Annotated in this window: 24 protein-coding genes and 1 riboswitch; of the genes, 14 read left to right on the top strand and 10 right to left on the bottom strand. The window is 43.4% G+C overall.

Going from position 1 to position 19,754, the window contains the following annotated elements:
• The first annotated feature begins 90 nt into the window (after positions 1-90).
• On the top strand, positions 91-1,248 hold the full coding sequence (locus VJY63_RS06060) for a Do family serine endopeptidase (RefSeq protein WP_324049044.1): 1,158 nt from the start codon (positions 91-93) through the stop codon (positions 1,246-1,248).
• A gap of 19 nt (positions 1,249-1,267) precedes the next feature.
• Here VJY63_RS06060 and hisD read toward each other — a convergent pair whose 3' ends face one another.
• The 9 genes from hisD to VJY63_RS06105 form a co-directional block, all read right to left on the bottom strand.
• Complete coding sequence (hisD, locus tag VJY63_RS06065; RefSeq protein WP_324049046.1) at positions 1,268-2,578, bottom strand: histidinol dehydrogenase; 1,311 nt, start codon at positions 2,576-2,578, stop codon at positions 1,268-1,270.
• 28 nt (positions 2,579-2,606) lie between these two features.
• Positions 2,607-3,257, bottom strand: a complete 651-nt coding sequence (gene hisG / locus VJY63_RS06070; protein ID WP_324049048.1) for an ATP phosphoribosyltransferase — start codon at positions 3,255-3,257, stop codon at positions 2,607-2,609.
• A gap of 17 nt (positions 3,258-3,274) precedes the next feature.
• Complete coding sequence (gene murA / locus VJY63_RS06075; RefSeq protein ID WP_324049049.1) at positions 3,275-4,537, bottom strand: UDP-N-acetylglucosamine 1-carboxyvinyltransferase; 1,263 nt, start codon at positions 4,535-4,537, stop codon at positions 3,275-3,277.
• Positions 4,538-4,552: 15 nt separating this feature from the next.
• Complete coding sequence (locus VJY63_RS06080) at positions 4,553-4,813, bottom strand: BolA family protein (protein WP_324049051.1); 261 nt, start codon at positions 4,811-4,813, stop codon at positions 4,553-4,555.
• 97 nt (positions 4,814-4,910) lie between these two features.
• Complete coding sequence (locus VJY63_RS06085) at positions 4,911-5,234, bottom strand: hypothetical protein (protein ID WP_324049052.1); 324 nt, start codon at positions 5,232-5,234, stop codon at positions 4,911-4,913.
• A gap of 9 nt (positions 5,235-5,243) precedes the next feature.
• Positions 5,244-5,906, bottom strand: a complete 663-nt coding sequence (locus tag VJY63_RS06090) for an ABC transporter substrate-binding protein (RefSeq protein WP_324049054.1) — start codon at positions 5,904-5,906, stop codon at positions 5,244-5,246.
• Between the two features lie 12 nt (positions 5,907-5,918).
• Positions 5,919-6,380: an outer membrane lipid asymmetry maintenance protein MlaD gene (gene mlaD / locus VJY63_RS06095; RefSeq protein ID WP_324049056.1), complete on the bottom strand. Its 462-nt coding sequence runs from the start codon at positions 6,378-6,380 to the stop codon at positions 5,919-5,921.
• Positions 6,381-6,396: 16 nt separating this feature from the next.
• Entirely contained in the window at positions 6,397-7,179 is a 783-nt protein-coding gene (mlaE, locus tag VJY63_RS06100; RefSeq protein ID WP_324049058.1) for a lipid asymmetry maintenance ABC transporter permease subunit MlaE, read from the bottom strand.
• Complete coding sequence (locus VJY63_RS06105) at positions 7,172-7,987, bottom strand: ABC transporter ATP-binding protein (protein ID WP_324049306.1); 816 nt, start codon at positions 7,985-7,987, stop codon at positions 7,172-7,174. Before VJY63_RS06105 ends, mlaE begins: the two co-directional genes overlap by 8 nt.
• Positions 7,988-8,134: 147 nt before the next feature.
• On the opposite strand from VJY63_RS06105, the gene VJY63_RS06110 reads away from it, so the two are divergent.
• The 13 genes from VJY63_RS06110 to mntP all read left to right on the top strand — a co-directional run bounded on the left by VJY63_RS06110 (position 8,135) and on the right by mntP (position 18,369).
• Positions 8,135-9,106, top strand: coding sequence for a KpsF/GutQ family sugar-phosphate isomerase (locus VJY63_RS06110; protein WP_324049308.1), 972 nt, complete (start codon positions 8,135-8,137; stop codon positions 9,104-9,106).
• Between the two features lie 113 nt (positions 9,107-9,219).
• On the top strand, positions 9,220-9,771 hold the full coding sequence (locus VJY63_RS06115) for a KdsC family phosphatase (protein WP_324049060.1): 552 nt from the start codon (positions 9,220-9,222) through the stop codon (positions 9,769-9,771).
• 22 nt (positions 9,772-9,793) lie between these two features.
• Entirely contained in the window at positions 9,794-10,381 is a 588-nt protein-coding gene (lptC, locus tag VJY63_RS06120) for an LPS export ABC transporter periplasmic protein LptC (protein WP_324049062.1), read from the top strand.
• Positions 10,378-10,911, top strand: coding sequence for a lipopolysaccharide transport periplasmic protein LptA (gene lptA / locus VJY63_RS06125; protein ID WP_324049064.1), 534 nt, complete (start codon positions 10,378-10,380; stop codon positions 10,909-10,911). Before lptC ends, lptA begins: the two co-directional genes overlap by 4 nt.
• Positions 10,904-11,647 (top strand): LPS export ABC transporter ATP-binding protein, encoded by a 744-nt coding sequence (lptB, locus tag VJY63_RS06130; protein ID WP_324049066.1) that lies wholly within the window; start codon positions 10,904-10,906, stop codon positions 11,645-11,647. The genes lptA and lptB overlap by 8 nt, the downstream gene beginning before the upstream one ends.
• A gap of 55 nt (positions 11,648-11,702) precedes the next feature.
• On the top strand, positions 11,703-13,202 hold the full coding sequence (locus VJY63_RS06135; RefSeq protein WP_324049068.1) for an RNA polymerase factor sigma-54: 1,500 nt from the start codon (positions 11,703-11,705) through the stop codon (positions 13,200-13,202).
• Between the two features lie 110 nt (positions 13,203-13,312).
• Complete coding sequence (hpf, locus tag VJY63_RS06140) at positions 13,313-13,618, top strand: ribosome hibernation promoting factor (protein ID WP_324049070.1); 306 nt, start codon at positions 13,313-13,315, stop codon at positions 13,616-13,618.
• 19 nt (positions 13,619-13,637) lie between these two features.
• Positions 13,638-14,096, top strand: coding sequence for a PTS IIA-like nitrogen regulatory protein PtsN (ptsN, locus tag VJY63_RS06145; protein ID WP_324049072.1), 459 nt, complete (start codon positions 13,638-13,640; stop codon positions 14,094-14,096).
• A gap of 24 nt (positions 14,097-14,120) precedes the next feature.
• Entirely contained in the window at positions 14,121-14,987 is an 867-nt protein-coding gene (gene rapZ, locus VJY63_RS06150; protein WP_324049074.1) for an RNase adapter RapZ, read from the top strand.
• Positions 14,988-15,257 (top strand): HPr family phosphocarrier protein, encoded by a 270-nt coding sequence (locus VJY63_RS06155; RefSeq protein ID WP_324049076.1) that lies wholly within the window; start codon positions 14,988-14,990, stop codon positions 15,255-15,257.
• 3 nt (positions 15,258-15,260) lie between these two features.
• Complete coding sequence (yjgA, locus tag VJY63_RS06160) at positions 15,261-15,770, top strand: ribosome biogenesis factor YjgA (protein ID WP_324049078.1); 510 nt, start codon at positions 15,261-15,263, stop codon at positions 15,768-15,770.
• Between the two features lie 146 nt (positions 15,771-15,916).
• A complete protein-coding gene (locus tag VJY63_RS06165) occupies positions 15,917-17,515 on the top strand; it encodes a methyl-accepting chemotaxis protein (protein WP_324049080.1) in 1,599 nt (532 codons plus the stop codon).
• 109 nt (positions 17,516-17,624) lie between these two features.
• A riboswitch (yybP-ykoY riboswitch) is annotated at positions 17,625-17,763 on the top strand.
• Between the two features lie 33 nt (positions 17,764-17,796).
• Entirely contained in the window at positions 17,797-18,369 is a 573-nt protein-coding gene (gene mntP / locus VJY63_RS06170) for a manganese efflux pump MntP (RefSeq protein WP_324049082.1), read from the top strand.
• 147 nt (positions 18,370-18,516) lie between these two features.
• Here the strand turns inward: mntP and prpF are convergent, their stop codons facing one another.
• Positions 18,517-19,725, bottom strand: a complete 1,209-nt coding sequence (prpF, locus tag VJY63_RS06175) for a 2-methylaconitate cis-trans isomerase PrpF (RefSeq protein WP_324049084.1) — start codon at positions 19,723-19,725, stop codon at positions 18,517-18,519.
• Positions 19,726-19,754: the final 29 nt, after the last annotated feature.

Below are 19,754 nucleotides of genomic sequence, written 5' to 3' on the forward strand. Positions count from 1 at the left end.
TAGCGATTTAAACGCTAAGTTAATTCAGTAAACACCTAGGCTCTAGTGTAAAATCCATCCACTTTAGCCTTACCGGAGTTATATTAAGCCATGCGATTCTTAAAGCCCCAATTGATTTGGCCACTGGTTAGCGGCCTACTATTTGCTGCTTTATTACTAAAAACCTTTCCTAGCCTAACCGGTCAACCCACATCCAGCCCAGCTTTGGCCGAAATTCATGCTGGCGAGCCTTTATTAGTAGCACGGCAAGAAGGGCCCGTGTCTTATGCTTCTGCTGTTCGTATGGCAGCACCGGCTGTGGTGAATATTTACACAACAACCCTGATAGAACAACCAACTAACCCTTTTATGAACGACCCATTTTTTCGACATTTTTTTGGGCAAGAAAACCAAACCAGTCAAAAACGTATGCAGTCTAGTTTAGGCTCTGGCGTACTGGTTAACAGCGAAGGCTACATTCTTACCAATCATCACGTTGTACACAATGCCGATGAAATTAGAGTGGCGCTGCGTGATGGACGAGAAACGTTTGCACGCATTATTGGCAGCGACCCTGAATCAGACTTAGCCGTATTAAAAATTGAACTTGATAACCTGCCAATGATTTCATTGGCCTCGTCCGATACCTTAGAAGTGGGCGATGTAGTTTTAGCAATCGGCAATCCATTTGGCGTTGGGCAAACCGTTACGCAAGGCATTGTTAGTGCTTTGGGGCGAAACAGCCTTGGCTTAAATACTTACGAAGACTTTATTCAAACCGATGCAGCCATTAACCCGGGTAATTCGGGCGGTGCGCTAGTCAACCCTTACGGTCAACTGCTAGGCATTAACACGGCTATTTTTACTCGCTCAGGTGGTTCGCAAGGCATAGGATTTGCTATTCCATCGAATCTAGCTAAACAAATTATGTTGGATTTAATTAACGAAGGTTTTGTAGTACGCGGCTGGATGGGCATTGAAGTGCAAGAAATCACTGCAATTTTAGCTCAATCATTGCAGTTAAATACCACGCAAGGTGTTTTGGTGGCCGGTTTATTACGCCAAGGCCCTGCGGATAAAGCAGGTTTGCAGCCAGGCGATGTCATCACAAAAATCAACCAATACAACGTAAATGGAGCACGCGCCACCATTAACTACATTGCAGGACTCAAGCCAAACAGTAAAATTGAACTGGCTATCATTCGAGCAGGACAACAAAAAACCTTAACAGCAGTCATAGGCCAGCGTCCTGCCAGCCCTAAAAACTAACGATTAGTCTTGCTAAACATTAGTCTTGAATGCGGTAACGTGCTGAACGCGCATGGGCAGTCAAAGACTCACCGTCAGCCAACTCGCCTGCAATGTGCCCTAAAATGCTAGCACCTTCAGGCGAACAGTAAATCAGCGACGAACGTTTTTGGAAATCATACACGCCCAAAGGCGAAGAAAAACGCGCTGTACCTGAAGTTGGCAAAACGTGATTCGGGCCAGCACAATAATCGCCCACAGCTTCAGCGGTATAACGCCCCATAAAGATAGCGCCAGCATGACGCACTTTAGGTAGCCAAGCATCAGGATCAGCAACCGATAACTCCAAGTGTTCAGGCGCAATGCGATTAATCAACTCAATGGCTTGAGCTTCATTTGCCACTTGAATTAACGCACCACGGTTTTCTAACGATGTTTTGATAATCGCAGCGCGTTCCATTGTTGGCAGCAGCTTACGCATACTTTGCTCAACGTCATCTAACCAAGCAGCATCCCAGCTAATTAAAATGGATTGGGCATCTTCATCGTGTTCAGCCTGAGAAAACAAATCCATCGCTATCCAATCGGGATTGGTTTGACCATCACACACCACCAAAATTTCAGATGGGCCAGCAATCATGTCTATACCAACCTTACCAAATACGGCACGCTTGGCGGTTGCGACATAAACATTGCCAGGCCCTACAATTTTGTCTACCGGCGGTACAGTTTCAGTACCATAAGCCAAAGCAGCAACGGCTTGTGCGCCACCCAAAGTAAATACTTTCGTGGCACCCGCCAAATAAGCTGCGCCTAATACCAGTGGATTAAGCTCACCTTTAGGCATTGGCGCGACCATAATAATTTCTTTAACGCCAGCAACCTTAGCAGGCAATACATTCATCAAGACAGAAGAAGGGTAAGCCGCTTTACCACCGGGCACATAAACGCCAACGCGATCTAACGGTACAACCTGCTGACCTAAGCGTGTGCCATCGCTTTCAGTGTAACTCCAAGATGGCTGTTTTTGGTGTTCGTGATAAGCCGTAACACGTTTAGCTGCAACTTCTAATGCTTCGCGGCGTTGTGTGGGCAAACTTTCAAATGCGCTTTTTAATTGCTGCTGTGAAATTTCTAACTGCATAAAGCTAGTCGCTGGATGTTGGTCAAGCTGTTGGGTATAAGCCAACACAGCCGCATCACCTTGCTGGCGAACCGCGCTAATAATGTCATCAACCTGTTGCTGAATTTGTGGACTAGAAACACCTTCCCAAGCCAGCAGCTGGTCTAAAGTGGCAGTAAAATCTGCACGCGTTGCATCTAGCCTTCTTACCGTAAGATTTGAGTTCATATTTAATTCCAAGCAGCCAGTGAATAAATTAAATAGCAGCAGCTGAGCGTTGTTCAACCGCTAAGCGCAAACGATCAAGCAAGGGTTGAATTTGCTGGTATTTCATTTTCATTGAAGCGCGATTCACCACCAAACGCGATGAAATATCCGCAATAAACTCACGTGCTTCTAAGCCATTAGCAACCAGCGTTTTACCCGTATCAACAATATCGACGATTTCATCGGCCAAACCCATAATGGGGGCTAATTCCATACCGCCATACAACTTAATTAAATCGACTTGAATACCTTGTTCAGCATACCAACGCTTGGCCGTTTTAATAAATTTTGTTGCCACGCGGCGGCGACCTTCTGGCTGTACTGAACCTTTAACCGCAGCCGTCATCAACTTACAAACCGCAATTTTTAAATCTAAAGGTTCATACATACCGTTGCCACCATGCTCCATCAGCACATCTTTACCTGACACGCCTAAATCTGCAGCACCTAGCTCAACGTAAGTGGGTACGTCGGTAGCACGAATGACTAATAAACGTACACCGGCTAAATTGGTATCAAAAATCAGCTTACGGCTTTTGCTAATATCTTCAGCCGGTACAATACCTGCTGCGGCTAAAAGTGGCAGGGTATCATCTAGAATTCGCCCTTTCGATAGGGCTAGCGTTAGACTGTGTGGCATTATTTCTCTCGTTAGTATTAAGCAGCAATGCGCTTTATTTTTGCGCCCAGCAACATCAGTTTTTCTTCAATGCACTCATAACCACGGTCAATGTGATAAATACGATCAACCAAAGTATCGCCTTGGGCGACTAATGCAGCAATGACTAAACTAGCCGAAGCACGTAAATCCGTTGCCATCACCGGCGCACCGGTTAACTTTTCAACACCACGAATAATCGCAGTATTACCTTCCACTTGAATGTCTGCACCCATGCGTAAAATTTCTTGCACGTGCATAAAGCGATTTTCAAAAATGGTTTCTATCACCGTACCAATGCCTTCTGCAGTGGCATTTAAAGCCATGAATTGCGCCTGCATATCGGTTGGAAAAGCAGGATAAGGTGCGGTTCTAATGCTGACCGATTTAGGGCGTTTGCCCTGCATATCTAACTCTATCCAGTCATCGCCTGAAGTAATAATACCACCGGCTTCTTTTAGCTTAGCCAGCACCGCATCCAAAATATCAGGGCGCGTGTGTTTAACGCGAACGCGACCGCGTGTTGCTGCAGCAGCCACTAAAAAAGTACCCGTTTCAATGCGATCTGCCACCACGTTAAAATGACAGCCACTTAATGCTTTTACACCGTCAATAATAATCGTATTAGTGCCTTCACCAGTAATTTTAGCGCCCATAGCATTTAAAAAATCAGCCAAATCAACCACTTCAGGTTCACGCGCTGCGTTTTCTAAAACAGTACGACCTTCTGCCAATACCGCTGCCATCATTAGGTTTTCAGTACCTGTCACGGTCACGGTATCAAAAATAATGTGTGCGCCTTGCAAACGGCCATTAACTTTACCGCGAATGTAGCCTTCTTCAACGCGTATCTCTGCACCCATTTGCTTTAAGCCATTTAGGTGTAAGTTCACCGGACGGCTACCAATCGCACAACCGCCGGGTAAAGAAACTTCCGCTTCACCAAAACGCGTCATTAACGGGCCTAAAACTAAAATAGAAGCCCGCATAGTCTTGACTAAATCATAAGGTGCAATGCAGTTATCAACGTAGCTAGCATCTAATTCAAGTGACATTTTTTCATCAACTACCGCTTGTACACCCATGCCACCCAACAACTCAATCATTGTCGTAATATCATGTAAATGCGGTAAATTACCAATAGAAACTGGCCCATTAACCAGCAAACTAGCAGCTAAAATAGGCAATGCAGAATTTTTGGCGCCGGAAATCCACACTTCGCCATCAAGGGGGTAGCCCCCAGTAATTAGTAGTTTATCCATACTTATAATAATGCCTTAGAGAACCTGCAAATCTTTAACTTTTACCCATTGTTCTGGGGTGTAGGTTTTTAATGCCATCGCATGAAGCTGATCGCTAGCAAACTCTTCGCTTAATGCAGAAAAAACCAGCTGCTGTTTTTTAACCGGACTAGGCAAGGTTGCAAACACTTCACCGATAGCAATTACTTCAAAATGCCGCCCATCATCACCCTTAACGATAAATTCACACGCTGGAATACGGCTTTCTAATAGTTCCTTCAAGGCTGGGGCTTGCATAATGACTCCTCATTAAAAAACGGCTTATAAAAATAACAAAATAGTATTAATTAATTAACAGTTGGCATAATAACTGAAAAGGCTGCTCTTGGGCACCTTAGCCAAAGTGTTTCGTGTTAAACACCCAAGGTAATAAATTTTGTAAATGACTTAATTCAGCTACTTTTTGTAACTGTATTGAGGGGTTTAGCAACTGAAGCTCTAAACCTAAAGCTAAACAATGGCGCTGCCAAGCCAAACACACCAACAACAGTGCTGAGCCACCACTGGCTTGTTGAATATCGACCTGCTGCACTTGAACGTTATTGGCCAGTGGCAAAGCATCAACCAAACAAACGGCCAAGGCTTCCGCTGTTACAAATGTAACCTGTCCAACTAAAAGCCAACAACCCGACTCTAGTTTTTTTAGTTCAGCGCTCATAATGACTACTCACTGATTAACCTCACGCTCTTCTAGCTCATCTAACGCTTGCTCAGGCGACCAATTAGCAATAACCCTATCAAAGTCACGGTTATTGTCACGCATCGCTCGGTCAAACTGGCTATTAAACGTTAACCCCAAATTAATGCCATTAACAATCAGATTAATTACCTTCCATTCGTTATTATGCAAACGCAGCGTGAAAGTAACTGGGTAGCGCTTACCATCTGTCGCCACTACGTCTAAAACTACGTTATCTTGGTCTACAAAACGCGTTTCACCGCTTTGAGTCTGTAAATCAAAGGCATGGTAATCAAAATTTATTAACCCCTGACCAAAAGTTTTCACCAAAGTATCTTTAAATATTACGGCAAAACGACTGCGCTGTTCAGGTGTAGCCGCACGAAAATAACGCCCACCCATCACCCTTGCGCTCATATAGCGAAAATCAACATAAGGCTGCATCGCTTCATCTAAGTTGCTATACAGTAGCTGCGGGTCTGATTCGTAAACGCCTTTATTAGCTTTAAAAACGGCGGCAAGCTCTGCAACGCCTTGCTCAACCACCTGCCAAGAAGTTTGCTTGGGTTCAGCGTGTGCTTGGTCAACAGACCCAAAAAACCCGCTAGTTATCAATAAAATCACACCAAAAAATCTAAACAATGTCATCATGCTATTTAATCTTTATTTAGTTGAATTAGAAATAAACTGGTTAATTAACTGCTCTAAAATCAGTGCCGATTGCGTATCTTTTAAGCTATCACCCTGTGCTAAATAAGTCATATCAATACCTGGCGTTAAGCTAACGTAATTATCGCCCAACAAGCCTGCAGTTTGAATCGCTGCGGCTGTGTCAGTGCTTAATTTGCCCAGCAGTTTTTCATTTAGCTGCAAAGTTACGCAAGCTTCAAACCATTGATAATTCAAGTTAATCTCACCTACACGACCCACCGTAACGCCCGCCAATGTAACTTTTGATCTCGCTTTAAGACCACCAATATCACCAAAACACGCCTGCACTTCAAAACGGCCTTGTTCAGCGTTTTGCCCCAGCCCGCTAACTTTAAAAGCCAAAAATAATAAGGCTGCAAAACCTAGCAACATAAAACCACCTACAAAAACATCTACCCAGCGTTGATTACGCATACCTAATCCTATCCAGTTAAAAATCACCAAACATTAGTGCGGTTAACACAAAATCCAACCCCAAGACAGCCAAAGAAGAATAAACCACCGTTCGTGTGGTCGCGCGGCTAATGCCTTCAGAGGTAGGGACTAGATCATACCCCTGAAATACCGCAATCCAAGTCACAACCACAGCAAAGACTAAGCTTTTAATAACACCATTTAATACGTCTTCACGAAACGCAACCGACGACTGCATATTGCTCCAAAAAGCACCATTATCAACACCCAGCCAATCCACGCCAACCAACCAGCCGCCCCAAATTCCGACACTGGTAAAAATAATGGTTAGCAGCGGCAGCGCTACAAATCCAGCCAATAATCTAGGTGCAACAATGCGGCGCAGCGGATCAACACCAATCATTTCTAAGCTGGCTAATTGCTCAGTGGCTTTCATTAAACCGATTTCAGCGGTTAATGCCGAGCCTGCTCGCCCAGCAAATAACAAAGCAGCCACCACCGGCGCTAATTCACGCACTAAACTTAACGCTACCATTTGCCCTAATGCTTGCTCTGCACCAAAATCCACTAAAATGGTATAGCCCTGCAAACCCAAAACCATGCCGATAAACACACCCGATACTAAAATAATAATCAACGACAATACGCCGATTGAATACACTTGATGCCGCCATAAACTAAACGCTTCATGCGTGCGCGGTAAACCTGCTAAAGATTGAAATAAGAACACACCCGACCGCCCTAATGCAGCAGTTAATGTGATGCCTTGGCGACCTAAACCAGCAAGCCAATCAAGCATGATTAATACCTTTTTTAGCAAATAAATCATCGGCAAAATTAGCAGCAGGATAATTAAACGCAACAGGGCCATCGGGCAAACCACCCATAAACTGCTGCACGTTTTCTTGGGTAGAAGCCGCTAACTCAGCAGGCGTGCCTTCGGCAATCACTGTTCCACCCGCTAAAATATAGGCATAATCAGCAATCGACAGGGTTTCTTTTAAGTCATGTGAAACAATCACCGACGTTAAACCCAGCGCCTGATTTAAGCGTTTTACCAACTGCACCAACACACCCATCGAAATCGGATCTTGCCCTGCAAAAGGTTCATCATACATTAACAATTCAGGGTCTAACGCAATGGCTCTGGCCAGTGCTACGCGCCGCGCCATACCGCCAGAAAGTTGCGCTGGCATTAAATCACGCGCACCACGCAAACCAACGGCTTCTAACTTAATTAACACTAAATCTTGAATCATGCTTTCTGGCAAAGGCGTATTAACCCTTAAAGGAAACGCCACATTGTCGTAAACCGACATATCCGTAAATAAAGCGCCCGATTGAAACAACACACCCATACGGCTACGCAACTTAAATAATGCTTTACGACCTAGCGTGGGTACTTCTTGCCCAAATACTTGTATCGAACCACTTTTTGGCTGCAACTGCCCACCCAGAAGATGTAGCAGCGTGGTTTTACCCGTACCACTTGGCCCCAACAACGCCGTTATTTTGCCTTGGCGTAATTTTAAATTAACCCCCGAAAAAACAACCTTGTCACCCCGATTAAAATAGAGGTCACTTACAGCAACCAAATCAGCTTGCATCAAACGCTCCCAATAATAGAGGTCATAAAAGTCATCGCCACCACAAAGGTAGAAGTCAGGTTGAAAAAAGCTATAATGCCAAAAATAGCAATCAATCAACACCTGTAAGCAACATTCACCACCTTCTTTATGGATACTTAGCCATTGATAACCACGACCAATTACCTTGCTTCTGCTCGGCATACATTGCAACTAGAGATAGAAGCGCTGCAAGAAGTGTTAGCCCAACTCGACCAAGATTTTGCTGCAGCCTGTGAGCTAATTTTAAATTGTCAAGGGCGCGTGATTGTTACCGGCATGGGGAAATCTGGTCACATTGGCCATAAAATTGCTGCCACACTTGCCAGCACCGGCACGCCGTCTTTTTTTATGCATCCAGGTGAAGCTAGCCACGGCGATTTAGGCATGGTGACTCGTAGCGATTTGGTATTGGCCTTGTCCAATTCAGGCGAAACCCACGAAGTCACCTCACTGCTACCGCTACTAAAACGCCTTGGCATTGCCATTATTGGCTTAACAGGTGCGCCCAGCTCTACGCTAGCTCAAGAAGCCAATGTTCACTTAAATGCTGCCATTAGCCGTGAAGCTTGCCCGTTAAATTTAGCACCCACGTCTAGCACTACCGCTGCACTGGCTTTAGGTGATGCGCTAGCCATCGCGCTGCTGCAAGCCAGAGGTTTTGGGCCTGATGATTTTGCGCTTTCACACCCCGGTGGGAGTTTAGGCCGTAAGTTGCTGCTAAGGGTCAGCGATATTATGCACAGCGGTGCAGCACTGCCAGCCGTTTTAAACAGCGCCAGTCTACGTGAAGCCCTGTTAGAAATGACCCAAAAAGGCTTAGGGTTTACCTGCATTGTTAACGAACAACACAAATTATTGGGCGTTTATACCGATGGTGATTTACGCCGTACTCTTGACCAAGACCGCGACTTACGTGACCTTAAAGTTTCTGATGTTATGACGCAAGGCAGCAAACACATTCAAGCTGATTTGCTGGCTGCTGAAGCGGTACTATTAATGGAAGAAAATAAAATCAGCGCCCTACCCGTACTTGATGCTAATCAAACCGTTGTTGGCGCACTGAATATGCATGACTTGCTAAAAGCGGGCGTTATCTAAAGTATTATCTAAAGCCGGTAATCTGCTATAGTTTATCGCCTATCATTGATTGCTTACCTAGTAATTAGTTATTAATTAATAGCCATTTTTTACATAAAAACGAGCGAGTCACTATGGATATTGCAGCAACTTTACTAGAAAAACTTCGCCCCATTCGCTTAATGGTGCTGGATGTTGATGGCGTAATGACCGACGGCAGTTTATTTTTTCATGCGATGGGTGGTGAAGAAAGTAAAGCCTTTAATACCCAAGACGGGCAAGGCATAAAATTGCTACAAGCCAGCGGTGTAAAAGTAGCGATTATTACCGGACGCACGTCTAATGTCGTTACTCACCGCGCCGAATCGCTCGGCATAAAATACCTGTTACAAGGCCGTGAAGACAAAATCACCGCCCTTAGCGAAATCGTTAATGAACTGGGATTAGACTGGTCACAAGTAGGTTATTGCGGTGATGATTTACCCGATTTAGCGGCCATTCGCAAAGCCGGTTTTGGTGCTAGTGTTGCCAACGCACCAGACTACATCCAGCAATACAGCGACTACACCACCCAACGCACAGGCGGTCATGGCGCTGTTAGAGAAGTAACTGACCTAATTATGCAGGCACAAGGCACTTGGCAAGCGTGTATTGATCACTACCTTTATAGCCTAAGAACCAATTAACAGGCAAATGAAAGAGTTTCCTGTGTTACGTAAATTAGGTACGCTGGCCGTACTAATAAGTTTGGGGGCGCTGCTGGTTTTATTACAAGAGATCAACCTATCAGCGCCACACACTCAATTACCTGAACAGTACGGCGAACCTGACTATTATGTAGAAAATGCCAGCCTCAGTCGTTTTGGTGCCCAAGGTCAACGCTTACAAACCCTTGATGCTGTACAAGTCACCCATTACCCAGAAAAAGACTTAGCACTGTTTGAAACCCCTTTACTGCATCACTACACCCAGCAAGGGCAAATATGGCGAGTAGTCGCCAAGCGTGCAAAATACTTAGGCGAAGATGAAATTTACCTAGAAGACAAGGTGGTGATTACGCCCATTAATCCTAATTCCGTTTACCTACCCGAATTTTTAACCCAGCGTCTGTGGATCAACAGCGCAAACAATACCGCCCAAACACCAGATCCCGTAAGCTTTATTAGCCCAAACGGTAAAACGACCGGTCAAGGGCTAGACATACAATTAAATACCGGTCTAGCTCACATTTTACAAACAGTGCAAGGTAACTATTTACCACCTAAAGTAAAAGCAATACAGGATAACCAACCATGACCCAACCTGCCTTTTTTTTTAAGCAGCTAGCCTCTGCCTTGTTGCTGTTAGTTTTTAGTAGTCAGGTTTTTTCATTACCAAAAGACCGTGAGCTACCTTTATCAGTTGCCGCACAACAGATGCAATGGAACAACCAACAGCAGCGAGCGATTTACCAAGGTCAAGTTGAGCTTCATCAAGGTGAACTGCTGCTTAAATCAGCGCAGCTTGAAATACAACGCAACGCTGCCGGTGAATTAGAACAAGCCATTGCCACCCAACCCCAAGGTCAAGCCTATCTGCGAGACTTGCCCGACACTGCTAAACCGGAAATTGAAGCTTGGGGTGAAAGCATTGATTACCTACCAGCAAAAAACTTAGTCATTCTAACCGGCAAAGCGCGTTTAACGCAGGGTAACGACAGTTTTACTGGGCATAAGCTAACCTACAACTTAGTCACGCAAGACATTCAAGCTGAACAAAAATCCAGCAGCGATGCCCGTATTGAAATCATTTTAACGCCTGCAACGTCAGGAAAGAAAAATGACTAAATGCTTACAAGTCAAGTCTTTACAAGCCAATCACTTACAAAAAAGTTATAAGGGTCGCCAAGTCGTTAAAGGCATTAGCATCACTATCAATCAAGGTGAGATTGTTGGTTTACTTGGCCCTAACGGTGCAGGAAAAACGACTTCCTTTTACATGGTTGTCGGCTTAGTTAAAGCCGATGCCGGCAGTATTTTTTTAGATGGCCAAGACATCACCCAATTGCCCATGCACGGCCGTGCTAGGGCAGGTTTGGGTTATTTACCACAAGAAGCCTCCATATTTAGAAAACTAAGTGTTGAAGATAACTTATTAGCCATTTTAGAACTGCGCAAAGAGTTGAATAAAGCCCAACGCAATGCCCTGCTTGAAGGACTGTTAAATGAGTTTTCGATTACTCATATTCGTAAAAGCAAAGGCATGAGCTTATCAGGCGGTGAAAGACGACGTGTAGAAATTGCTCGCGCTTTGGCAACCGAACCTGACTTTATATTACTTGACGAACCTTTTGCCGGCGTTGACCCAATTTCTGTGGCTGAAATCATGGGCATTATTCGGCAATTACAAAGTAAACATATTGGTGTATTAATTACCGACCACAACGTCCGTGAAACACTAGAGATTTGTGAAAGGGCTTACATTGTTAGCGAAGGTGCTATTATCGCCCAAGGCAATGCGGAACAAATTTTAAACAACGCTGACGTTAGAAGGGTTTACCTTGGCGAACAATTTAAAATTTAAAATTCACTTTTTAAAAGTCTACTTTTTTTAAAAAGTCTCAATGGGCTAAATTTTTATGGCGATGAAACCCAGCCTTGGGCTGAATATCTCACAAGGTCTAGTGATTACACCTCAGCTACAGCAGGCTATTTACCTGCTCCAGCTTTCTACACTTGATCTACAACAAGAAATAAAGCAAGCCCTAGAGGCCAACCCTTTGCTTGAGCTGGAAGACGATGAGCAACCACTGATTACTGCTGACCCGTTTGATACGTCTACCCGTGAAGCAAAAAAAGCAGAAGAACAACAAGAAGCAGCACCCACCGAAATGAACCAGTGGGAAGAGCAAAATATTCCTGAAGAATTAGCCGTTGATACAGTTTGGGACGATATTTACAGTCAAGATTACAGCACTAGCTTAGGCAGTAGCAGCCATTCAGACGAATACGAAGACTATGCACGTGATACGCCCATTAGCACCTTGTCTGACCACCTCTTGTGGCAACTCAACTTAAATATTCATAACACCACCGATCGGTTAATTGGCGAAACCCTAATCGACAGCATCAATGCAGAAGGTTATTTACGTGATGATTTGGATGCGATTACTGAAGGTTTACAAAGGCAAAATCCTGAATTCATCGAACTAACCACCGCTGAAGTGCATACCGTTCTTAAATTAATCCAGCGTTTTGATCCGCCCGGTGTAGGTGCTAGAGACTTAAAAGAATGCCTTGCCTTGCAGCTAGAACAGTTGCCTGCTGACACACCTTATTTAAGCCAAACGATAAAACTGGTCGATCTTTACTTAGAAATATTAGCCGCCCGTGATTACCGTTTTTTAATACGCCGTTTAAAACTAACCGGTGAAGATCAGTTGCATGAAGTCATTAGCTTAATTCAACAATTAAATCCACGCCCTGGCAATAGCATTGAAAGCGAAGCTTCAAGTTACATCACACCCGACCTATTACTGACCCGCACCGAACACGGCTGGCAAGTTGAACTTAACCCTGAAACTCAGCCCAAGCTGCGCGTGCAATCTAACTACAACGACTTAATTAATCGTGCCGATTCAACCGCAACCAAAGACTATTTAAAAAGCCACCACCGCGACGCACAATGGCTAATTAAAAGCCTACAAAGTCGCAGCGAAACCCTTTTAAAAGTCGGTAGTAAAATTGTTGAACGCCAGCAAGCTTTTTTAGAAAAAGGTGATGAGTTCATGGTGCCAATGGTATTGGCTGACATTGCCGATGCCATTGAAATGCACGAATCAACCATTTCACGCGCCACCACACAAAAATACATTCACACGCCACGCGGTATTTATGAATTAAAATACTTTTTTTCTAGCCACGTTGGTACCAGTACAGGCGGCGAAGCATCTTCAACAGCCATCCGCGCCATGCTTAAAAAACTGATTGCGGATGAACCACCTAGAAAACCGCTTTCAGACAGTAAACTTGCTGACTTACTGGCTAAAACAGGCATACAGATTGCAAGGCGCACTGTTGCTAAGTACCGTGAAGCAATGAACATTTCAGCATCCAGTGAAAGAAAGCGCTTGCGCTAAGCATTAAATGTCAAGTGTTATTTTGCTACAAACAGCAAGCATCAGGGGTTTGCTTTATGACGAAAAGCGTTACAATGAAAATGTAATAATTAAATTCCAAGGAGCGCAACATGCAAATAAATATTACTGGTCATCACGTTGAATTAACGCCAGCATTACGTGAGTTTGTAGAAAATAAATTTTCTAAGTTAGAACGTTTTTTTGACCAAATTACAAGTGTTCAAGTGACTTTGACGGTTGATAAACTGCGTCAAATTGCTGAATCAGATATTAAAGTTGCTGGTGGTGAAGTTCACGCTTCATCTGAAAGCGAAGATATGTATGCCTCTATTGACCAGCTGATCGACAAATTAGAACGCCAGCTCGTTAAACATAAAGAAAAAGCTCAGGCTCGCCAACAGGGCGCCACCCACTAAACGGTCATACCTGTCCAATATGCAGATTAACGAAATCCTGACCCTTGAGCGCACCTTATTTGGTGTGCCTGGGGGCAGCAAAAAACGTGTACTAGAGTACTTCAGTAAATTCATTACCCAACAAAATCCTCAGCTTGATGCTGAAGAGATTTTTTCTAGACTGATTGCTAGGGAACGTTTGGGTAGTACGGGTATTGGTGATGGGGTTGCTTTACCTCATTGCCGTATTAGCAACTGCACTGAAGCTGTAGGTACTTTTATACGCCTTAGGGATAAAATCGACTTTGATGCCATTGACGGACAACCCGTAGATCTAATTTTTTTGCTTCTGGTACCAGAAGAAGCCAATGAAGTCCATTTGCAAACCCTAGCCTTGCTTGCAGAACGCTTTTCAAGTGAAGAGCTACGCAAGGAGCTACGCAAAACAGACCAACCAGAACAGTTTTATCAGCTTATCTGTACACCAACTAGCGCTTAATTAAGCTAAATTAAAGAGGCCTGTATGCAACTTGTCATTATTAGTGGTCGCTCAGGATCTGGGAAAAGTGCTGCACTGCATGCACTGGAGGATCTAGGCTATTACGCCATAGACAATTTGCCTGCAGGCTTACTTATTCCGCTGACTAAGCAATCGGGAGTACAAGATAATCTTAGCCGTGTTGCGGTTAGTATTGATGCACGTAACCTGTCACAAGACTTAAACAACTTCCCTAGTATTATGCAAGCACTCATCGCCGAAGGTGTGGAAGTCTTGGTGGTTTACTTAAATGCCAGCGCTAAAACGTTAATGGAGCGCTTTTCTGCTACGCGCCGCCGTCACCCTTTAGCGCGTGATGGTCAGTTATCCCTAAGCGAAGCCATTGAACATGAACAGCAATTGCTTGACCCGCTGGCTAGTCTAGCGCAGCTTAACCTAGACACCACACGCCTTTCTGTACATGAACTGCGTAATACCATTGCTGAACAAGTTGCCCGTAAACCTCAACAAGCACCAACATTACTGTTTCAATCCTTTGGTTTTAAAAAGGGCGTACCCTTGGATGCGGATTTAATTTACGATGTGCGCTGCTTACCCAACCCTTTTTGGGATATTTCTTTACGAGAAAAAACGGGGCAAGACTCAGCGGTGGTTAATTTTTTAAACCAGCACCCACTGCCAAAACAAATGTTTGAAGATATCAGTCGCTTTGTCGAAAATTGGCTGCCACATTACATAGAAAGTAACCGTAGCTACATTACTGTTGCGATAGGTTGTACCGGCGGCCAACACCGTTCGGTATTTCTTGCCGAACGCTTAGGTCAACACTTTTCGCAACAACAGCCCGATGTACAAATTCGCCATCGAGACTTAAATGCTGGAAAAGCTTGAATGCTGGAAAAAACAGTTACTTTAACCAATAAACGTGGTCTACACGTTCGTGCTGCAACGCGTGTAGTACAAACGTGCCAGCAGTATCAAGCCTTAACTGAAATTTGCCTGAATGAGCGAACTGCTAACGCCCGCAATATTATGCAGCTATTAATGTTGGCTGCACCTTGCGGAACAGCGCTAATGTTACGCACTGAAGGCGAAGATGAACACCAAGCCATGGCCGCCTTAGAAGCCTTGGTACTTAACCGTTTTGATGAAGAAGACTAATTAATGTACGACTACGATGCAGAAGAAGAGCAAGACTTTGGACCCAGTAAAAGCGAATTAAAGCGCCAAATGTTAGCTTTGCAAGAAATAGGTAAAAAGCTTTTAGATTTAACCGCAACGCAACTAAAAACGTTAAAGCTAGACGAAGAACTATTGGATGCTTTGGCTGAGCATAAGCGCATTAAATCCCACGAAGCGCGTCGTCGTCAGTTACAACGTATCGGTAAATTAATGCGTAGCCGTGATAGCGATAACATCAAAGCGGCAATGGATATTTATGACTCCAGCTCAGCTGCCCACAATCAGCATTTTCAAAATCTAGAATACTGGCGTGATAAATTGATTGCTGAAGATGCGGCTTTAGCTGAATTTGTAACACTTTGGCCAGACTGTGAAATACAGTTATTACGCCAACTTATTCGCAATACACGTCAAGAAGCAGCGGCAGAAAAACCACCGGCTAGCTCACGTAAACTCTTTCGTTATTTGCGTAAACTCGCTGATCCTAAATAACACCAACCGCTCTCCCGCATGAAAAAGCCTAACTACTGCTTTGTCATTAGCTAGGCTTTAATCTTCATTTACCATAAAGTCTAAGTATACTCTTGCTAACAGCTAAGCTAAAGTAATAGAAATTACAAAAAAGGAGTTAGTTAATTATGGATTTTATTGCCAATACAATACAATTAATATTGCGTAGCTTAGGTATAAAAAGTTTAAACAAGCAGTTTCTTTTTTCTTATCTTTTAATAACTGCTTTAGTTAGCATTATTTTAATTCAACTTTTTAGTACCTTTAACAGCAATGCTACGGTTATTAATGTTGCTGCTGCTCAACGTATGTTAAGCCAGAAAATGGCTAAAGAGGCATTATTAATAAGTCAAGGCTCATCAGACATTGACCGTCTTAACACTACGCTAAACCAATTTGAATCTAGTCATAATGCATTATTAAAAGGTGATGTCAGTCGCAAAATAGCAGCAGCCAAAGATGCACAAATTATTTATCAGTTAGAATTAGTCCAAGAATTATGGCCAAATTATAAAAATAGTTTATTAGCTTTAACTAAAAACCCTCAAGATACTAATGCCAGAGAATTTATAGCCAAGCAATCTTTGGAAGTTTTAAAAGAAATGAATACTGGCGTTGGCTTAATGGAGGAGTTAAGCAATAAAGAAAGCCGTAATCAAACCATATTCTCAATGTCAGCAACTTTAGCTATTTTTATAATTATATCATTAGGAAGAATATTTGGTATTAATGTACTTATGCATCAAATTGATAGATTAAGGGATCATTTAAGTTACGTTGGTAAAGGTGATTTTTCACGTACTTTAAGAATTGAAACCAATGATAATGAAATAGGTCAAATGTTTATTACTTATAACATAATGGTTAAAGAAACGTGCAAAATTGCATCAGGTGTAATTAATAGTAGCAGCGAAGTGAGTGCTACACTAAATAGCGTTACTAGCTTATTACAAACAACACTTAAAGGCATTAAAGAACAACACACAGAATTAGATCAAGTAGCTACTGCTATGAATCAAATGGTTTCTACAGTACATGAGGTCTCAAAAAATACAACGCTAACCAGCGATTCTGCTTATCAAGCTAGTGATGAGGCGCTTAATGGTCAAAAAATCGTTGGACAAACGATAGCTAGCATTAATAATTTAGCCAAAGAAATTGAAGTATCCGTCGAAGCGATGAATACCTTACAAAAAGATAGTCAAGAAGTTAGCCAAGTTATGAATGTTATTAGTGAGATTGCTGAACAAACTAACTTATTGGCGTTAAATGCTGCTATAGAAGCAGCTAGAGCGGGTGAGCAAGGACGTGGATTTGCTGTTGTAGCCGATGAAGTTCGTAGCTTAGCTCAACGCAGTCAAAGCTCTACCGATGAAATTAGAAGTATTATTGACAGACTACAGAGTCAATCTAAACGCGCAGCTGAAATAATGAATGCTAGCCAAGTGCAAGCAAAAAAGACTGTAGCAACGGCAGAAACAGCAGGCATTGCTTTGAACACAATAGTTGGTGCGGTAGAAACGATTACTAATATGAGTAATCAAATCGCTTCAGCGGCCGAAGAACAAGCCCAAGTAGCTTCAGAAATTGACTCATCTATTATCAATATAACGGGCATTGCAGAAAAAACATCCATAGCAGCGACTAAGACAACCCATAGTTCTAAGGAAATACATGAGAAGATGCAAGAGCTACATCAACTAGTGGCTCACTTTAAAGTGAGTTAATAACCACTTTAATCCATCAAAATAATTCAAAAAAATATCCACCTAAAACTTGACTTACTTTAACTTTAAAAAGACTTGTAGCCGCTCGAAGCTATTGCTAAAGTAGCGGCCTCTTTGGGGAGTAGCCTGCTTCCATTGTTTGGAAGCGTTCGTATCAACATACTTGGCCTTATGCCATGGTGCGAACACCTATCGGTTGGCGAGACCATTGATCTATTCATGCCTTTAGTCGGGCGTGTGGATAGATCATGGACTCAATCTGCCCGACCGGAGTTATTAGTATGAATCCTATCGCACTTATTCTATTGGCTTTTGCCATGTCAACCGATGCCTTTGCCGCAGCGATTGGTAAAGGAGCCAGTCTAAAAAAACCTCAGTTTTCAGAAGCCCTAAGAACAGGGTTAATTTTTGGCAGCATTGAAGCAATAACGCCTTTAATTGGCTGGTTAATAGGTAAATCAGCAGCAGCTTATGTGCAAGCTTGGGCGCATTGGATTGCTTTTTTATTACTACTGGCTTTGGGTTTACATATGATTTATGAGGGGTTAAGGCCTCATTCAGACGAAATAGAGAAGCCTGCTAGACACTCTTTTATTACAATTTCTTTAACTGCCTTGGGTACTAGCATTGATTCAATGGCCGTCGGTATAGGCTTAGCATTTATCAATGTAAATATCTGGATTGCTGCGAGTCTGATTGGTTTAGCAACAACGTTGATGGTAACGCTAGGTGTTATGATCGGCGGAACAGTGAATGCTTTATTGGGGCATCGAGCTGAAGTTTTTGGTGGTCTTACCCTTATAGCCGTTGGTATCTGGATTTTATCAGGTCATATTGCTATCAAATACGTTTAAATTTCTAACGCTATAAATATTCCTAGTCAAAGTACAGTGGCCTAGTGGCTAGTAATAAATACACTGCTGCCATCCTTGGCGGTAGCTGTACCTGCAACGACCGGATGAACAGCCACTAGGCAATATCAAAATTTCAAAAGCTTACAGCTAGAAAGTATCACCAGGAATGCGAACCATGCCTTCCATAATCACACGGGCGCTACGGCTCATCACTGCTTTGGTTGCTGTCCACTGTCCATCGACCAGTGCTGCTGCTGCACCTACGCGCAAGGTGCCTGACGGATGCCCAAAAGTCACGGCATCACGCTCGCCACCACCAGCGGCTAGGTTGACTAATGAACCTGTCACTGCTGCTGCTGTAGCAATGGCAACCGAAGCCGTTCCCATCATTGCATGGTGCAGTTTGCCCATAGAAACCGCTCTTACGCACACATCAATATCACTCGCTGAAATCTGCTTGCCGCTAGATGCTGTGTAGTCTGTGGGTGCAGCTACAAATGCAATTTTAGGCGTGTGCTGACGCGCTGCTGCTTCTGAGATATCCTTGATTAAACCCATCTTTACCGCGCCATAGGCACGTATAGTTTCTAAGCGTTCTAGCGTTGCGGCATCAGTGTTAACGTCTCTTTGTAATTCCGTACCTTTAAAGCCTAAGTCTGCGGCATTAAAAAACATCGTTGGTATACCAGCATTAATCATGGTCACTTTAAACGTCCCAATGTTTGGCACGTCTAGCGTGTCCACAACATTGCCTGTTGGGAACATAGAACCTTCACCATCGGCTGGATCCATGAATTCAATCACAACTTCAGCCGCAGGAAACGTCACACCATCTAATTCAAAATCACCCGTTTCTTGCACTTCACCATTAGTAATTGGCACATGGGCAATAATGGTTTTTTTGATATTTTTCTGCCAAATGCGTACGACACAAATGCCATTTTCTGGCACACGCGCTACATCGACCAAACCTTTGCTAATCGCAAAAGCACCCACCGCAGCGGTTAAGTTGCCGCAATTACCCGACCAATCTACAAAAGCTTTATCAATCGCCACTTGACCAAACAAATAATCAACATCGTGATTTGGCTGTTCGCTTTTAGACAGAATAACCGTTTTAGAGGTGCTAGACGTTGCACCACCCATACCATCTATCTGTTGACCGTAAGGATCGGGGCTACCAATCACACGTTGTAAAATTTTATCGCGTGCTTCACCCGCTACTTGAGCGGCTTCTGGTAAATCAGTTAGGTTAAAAAATACACCTTTACTGGTACCACCACGAATGTAAGTGGCTGGAATTTTAATTTGTGGAACTTTATTGTTGGACACTGGATTGTTAGCAGATTGACTCATAAATCACCTCAAAAGAAACTGGCTTAGAA

Source organism: Marinospirillum sp. (assembly GCF_035271045.1).
Lineage (GTDB): Bacteria > Pseudomonadota > Gammaproteobacteria > Pseudomonadales > Halomonadaceae > Marinospirillum.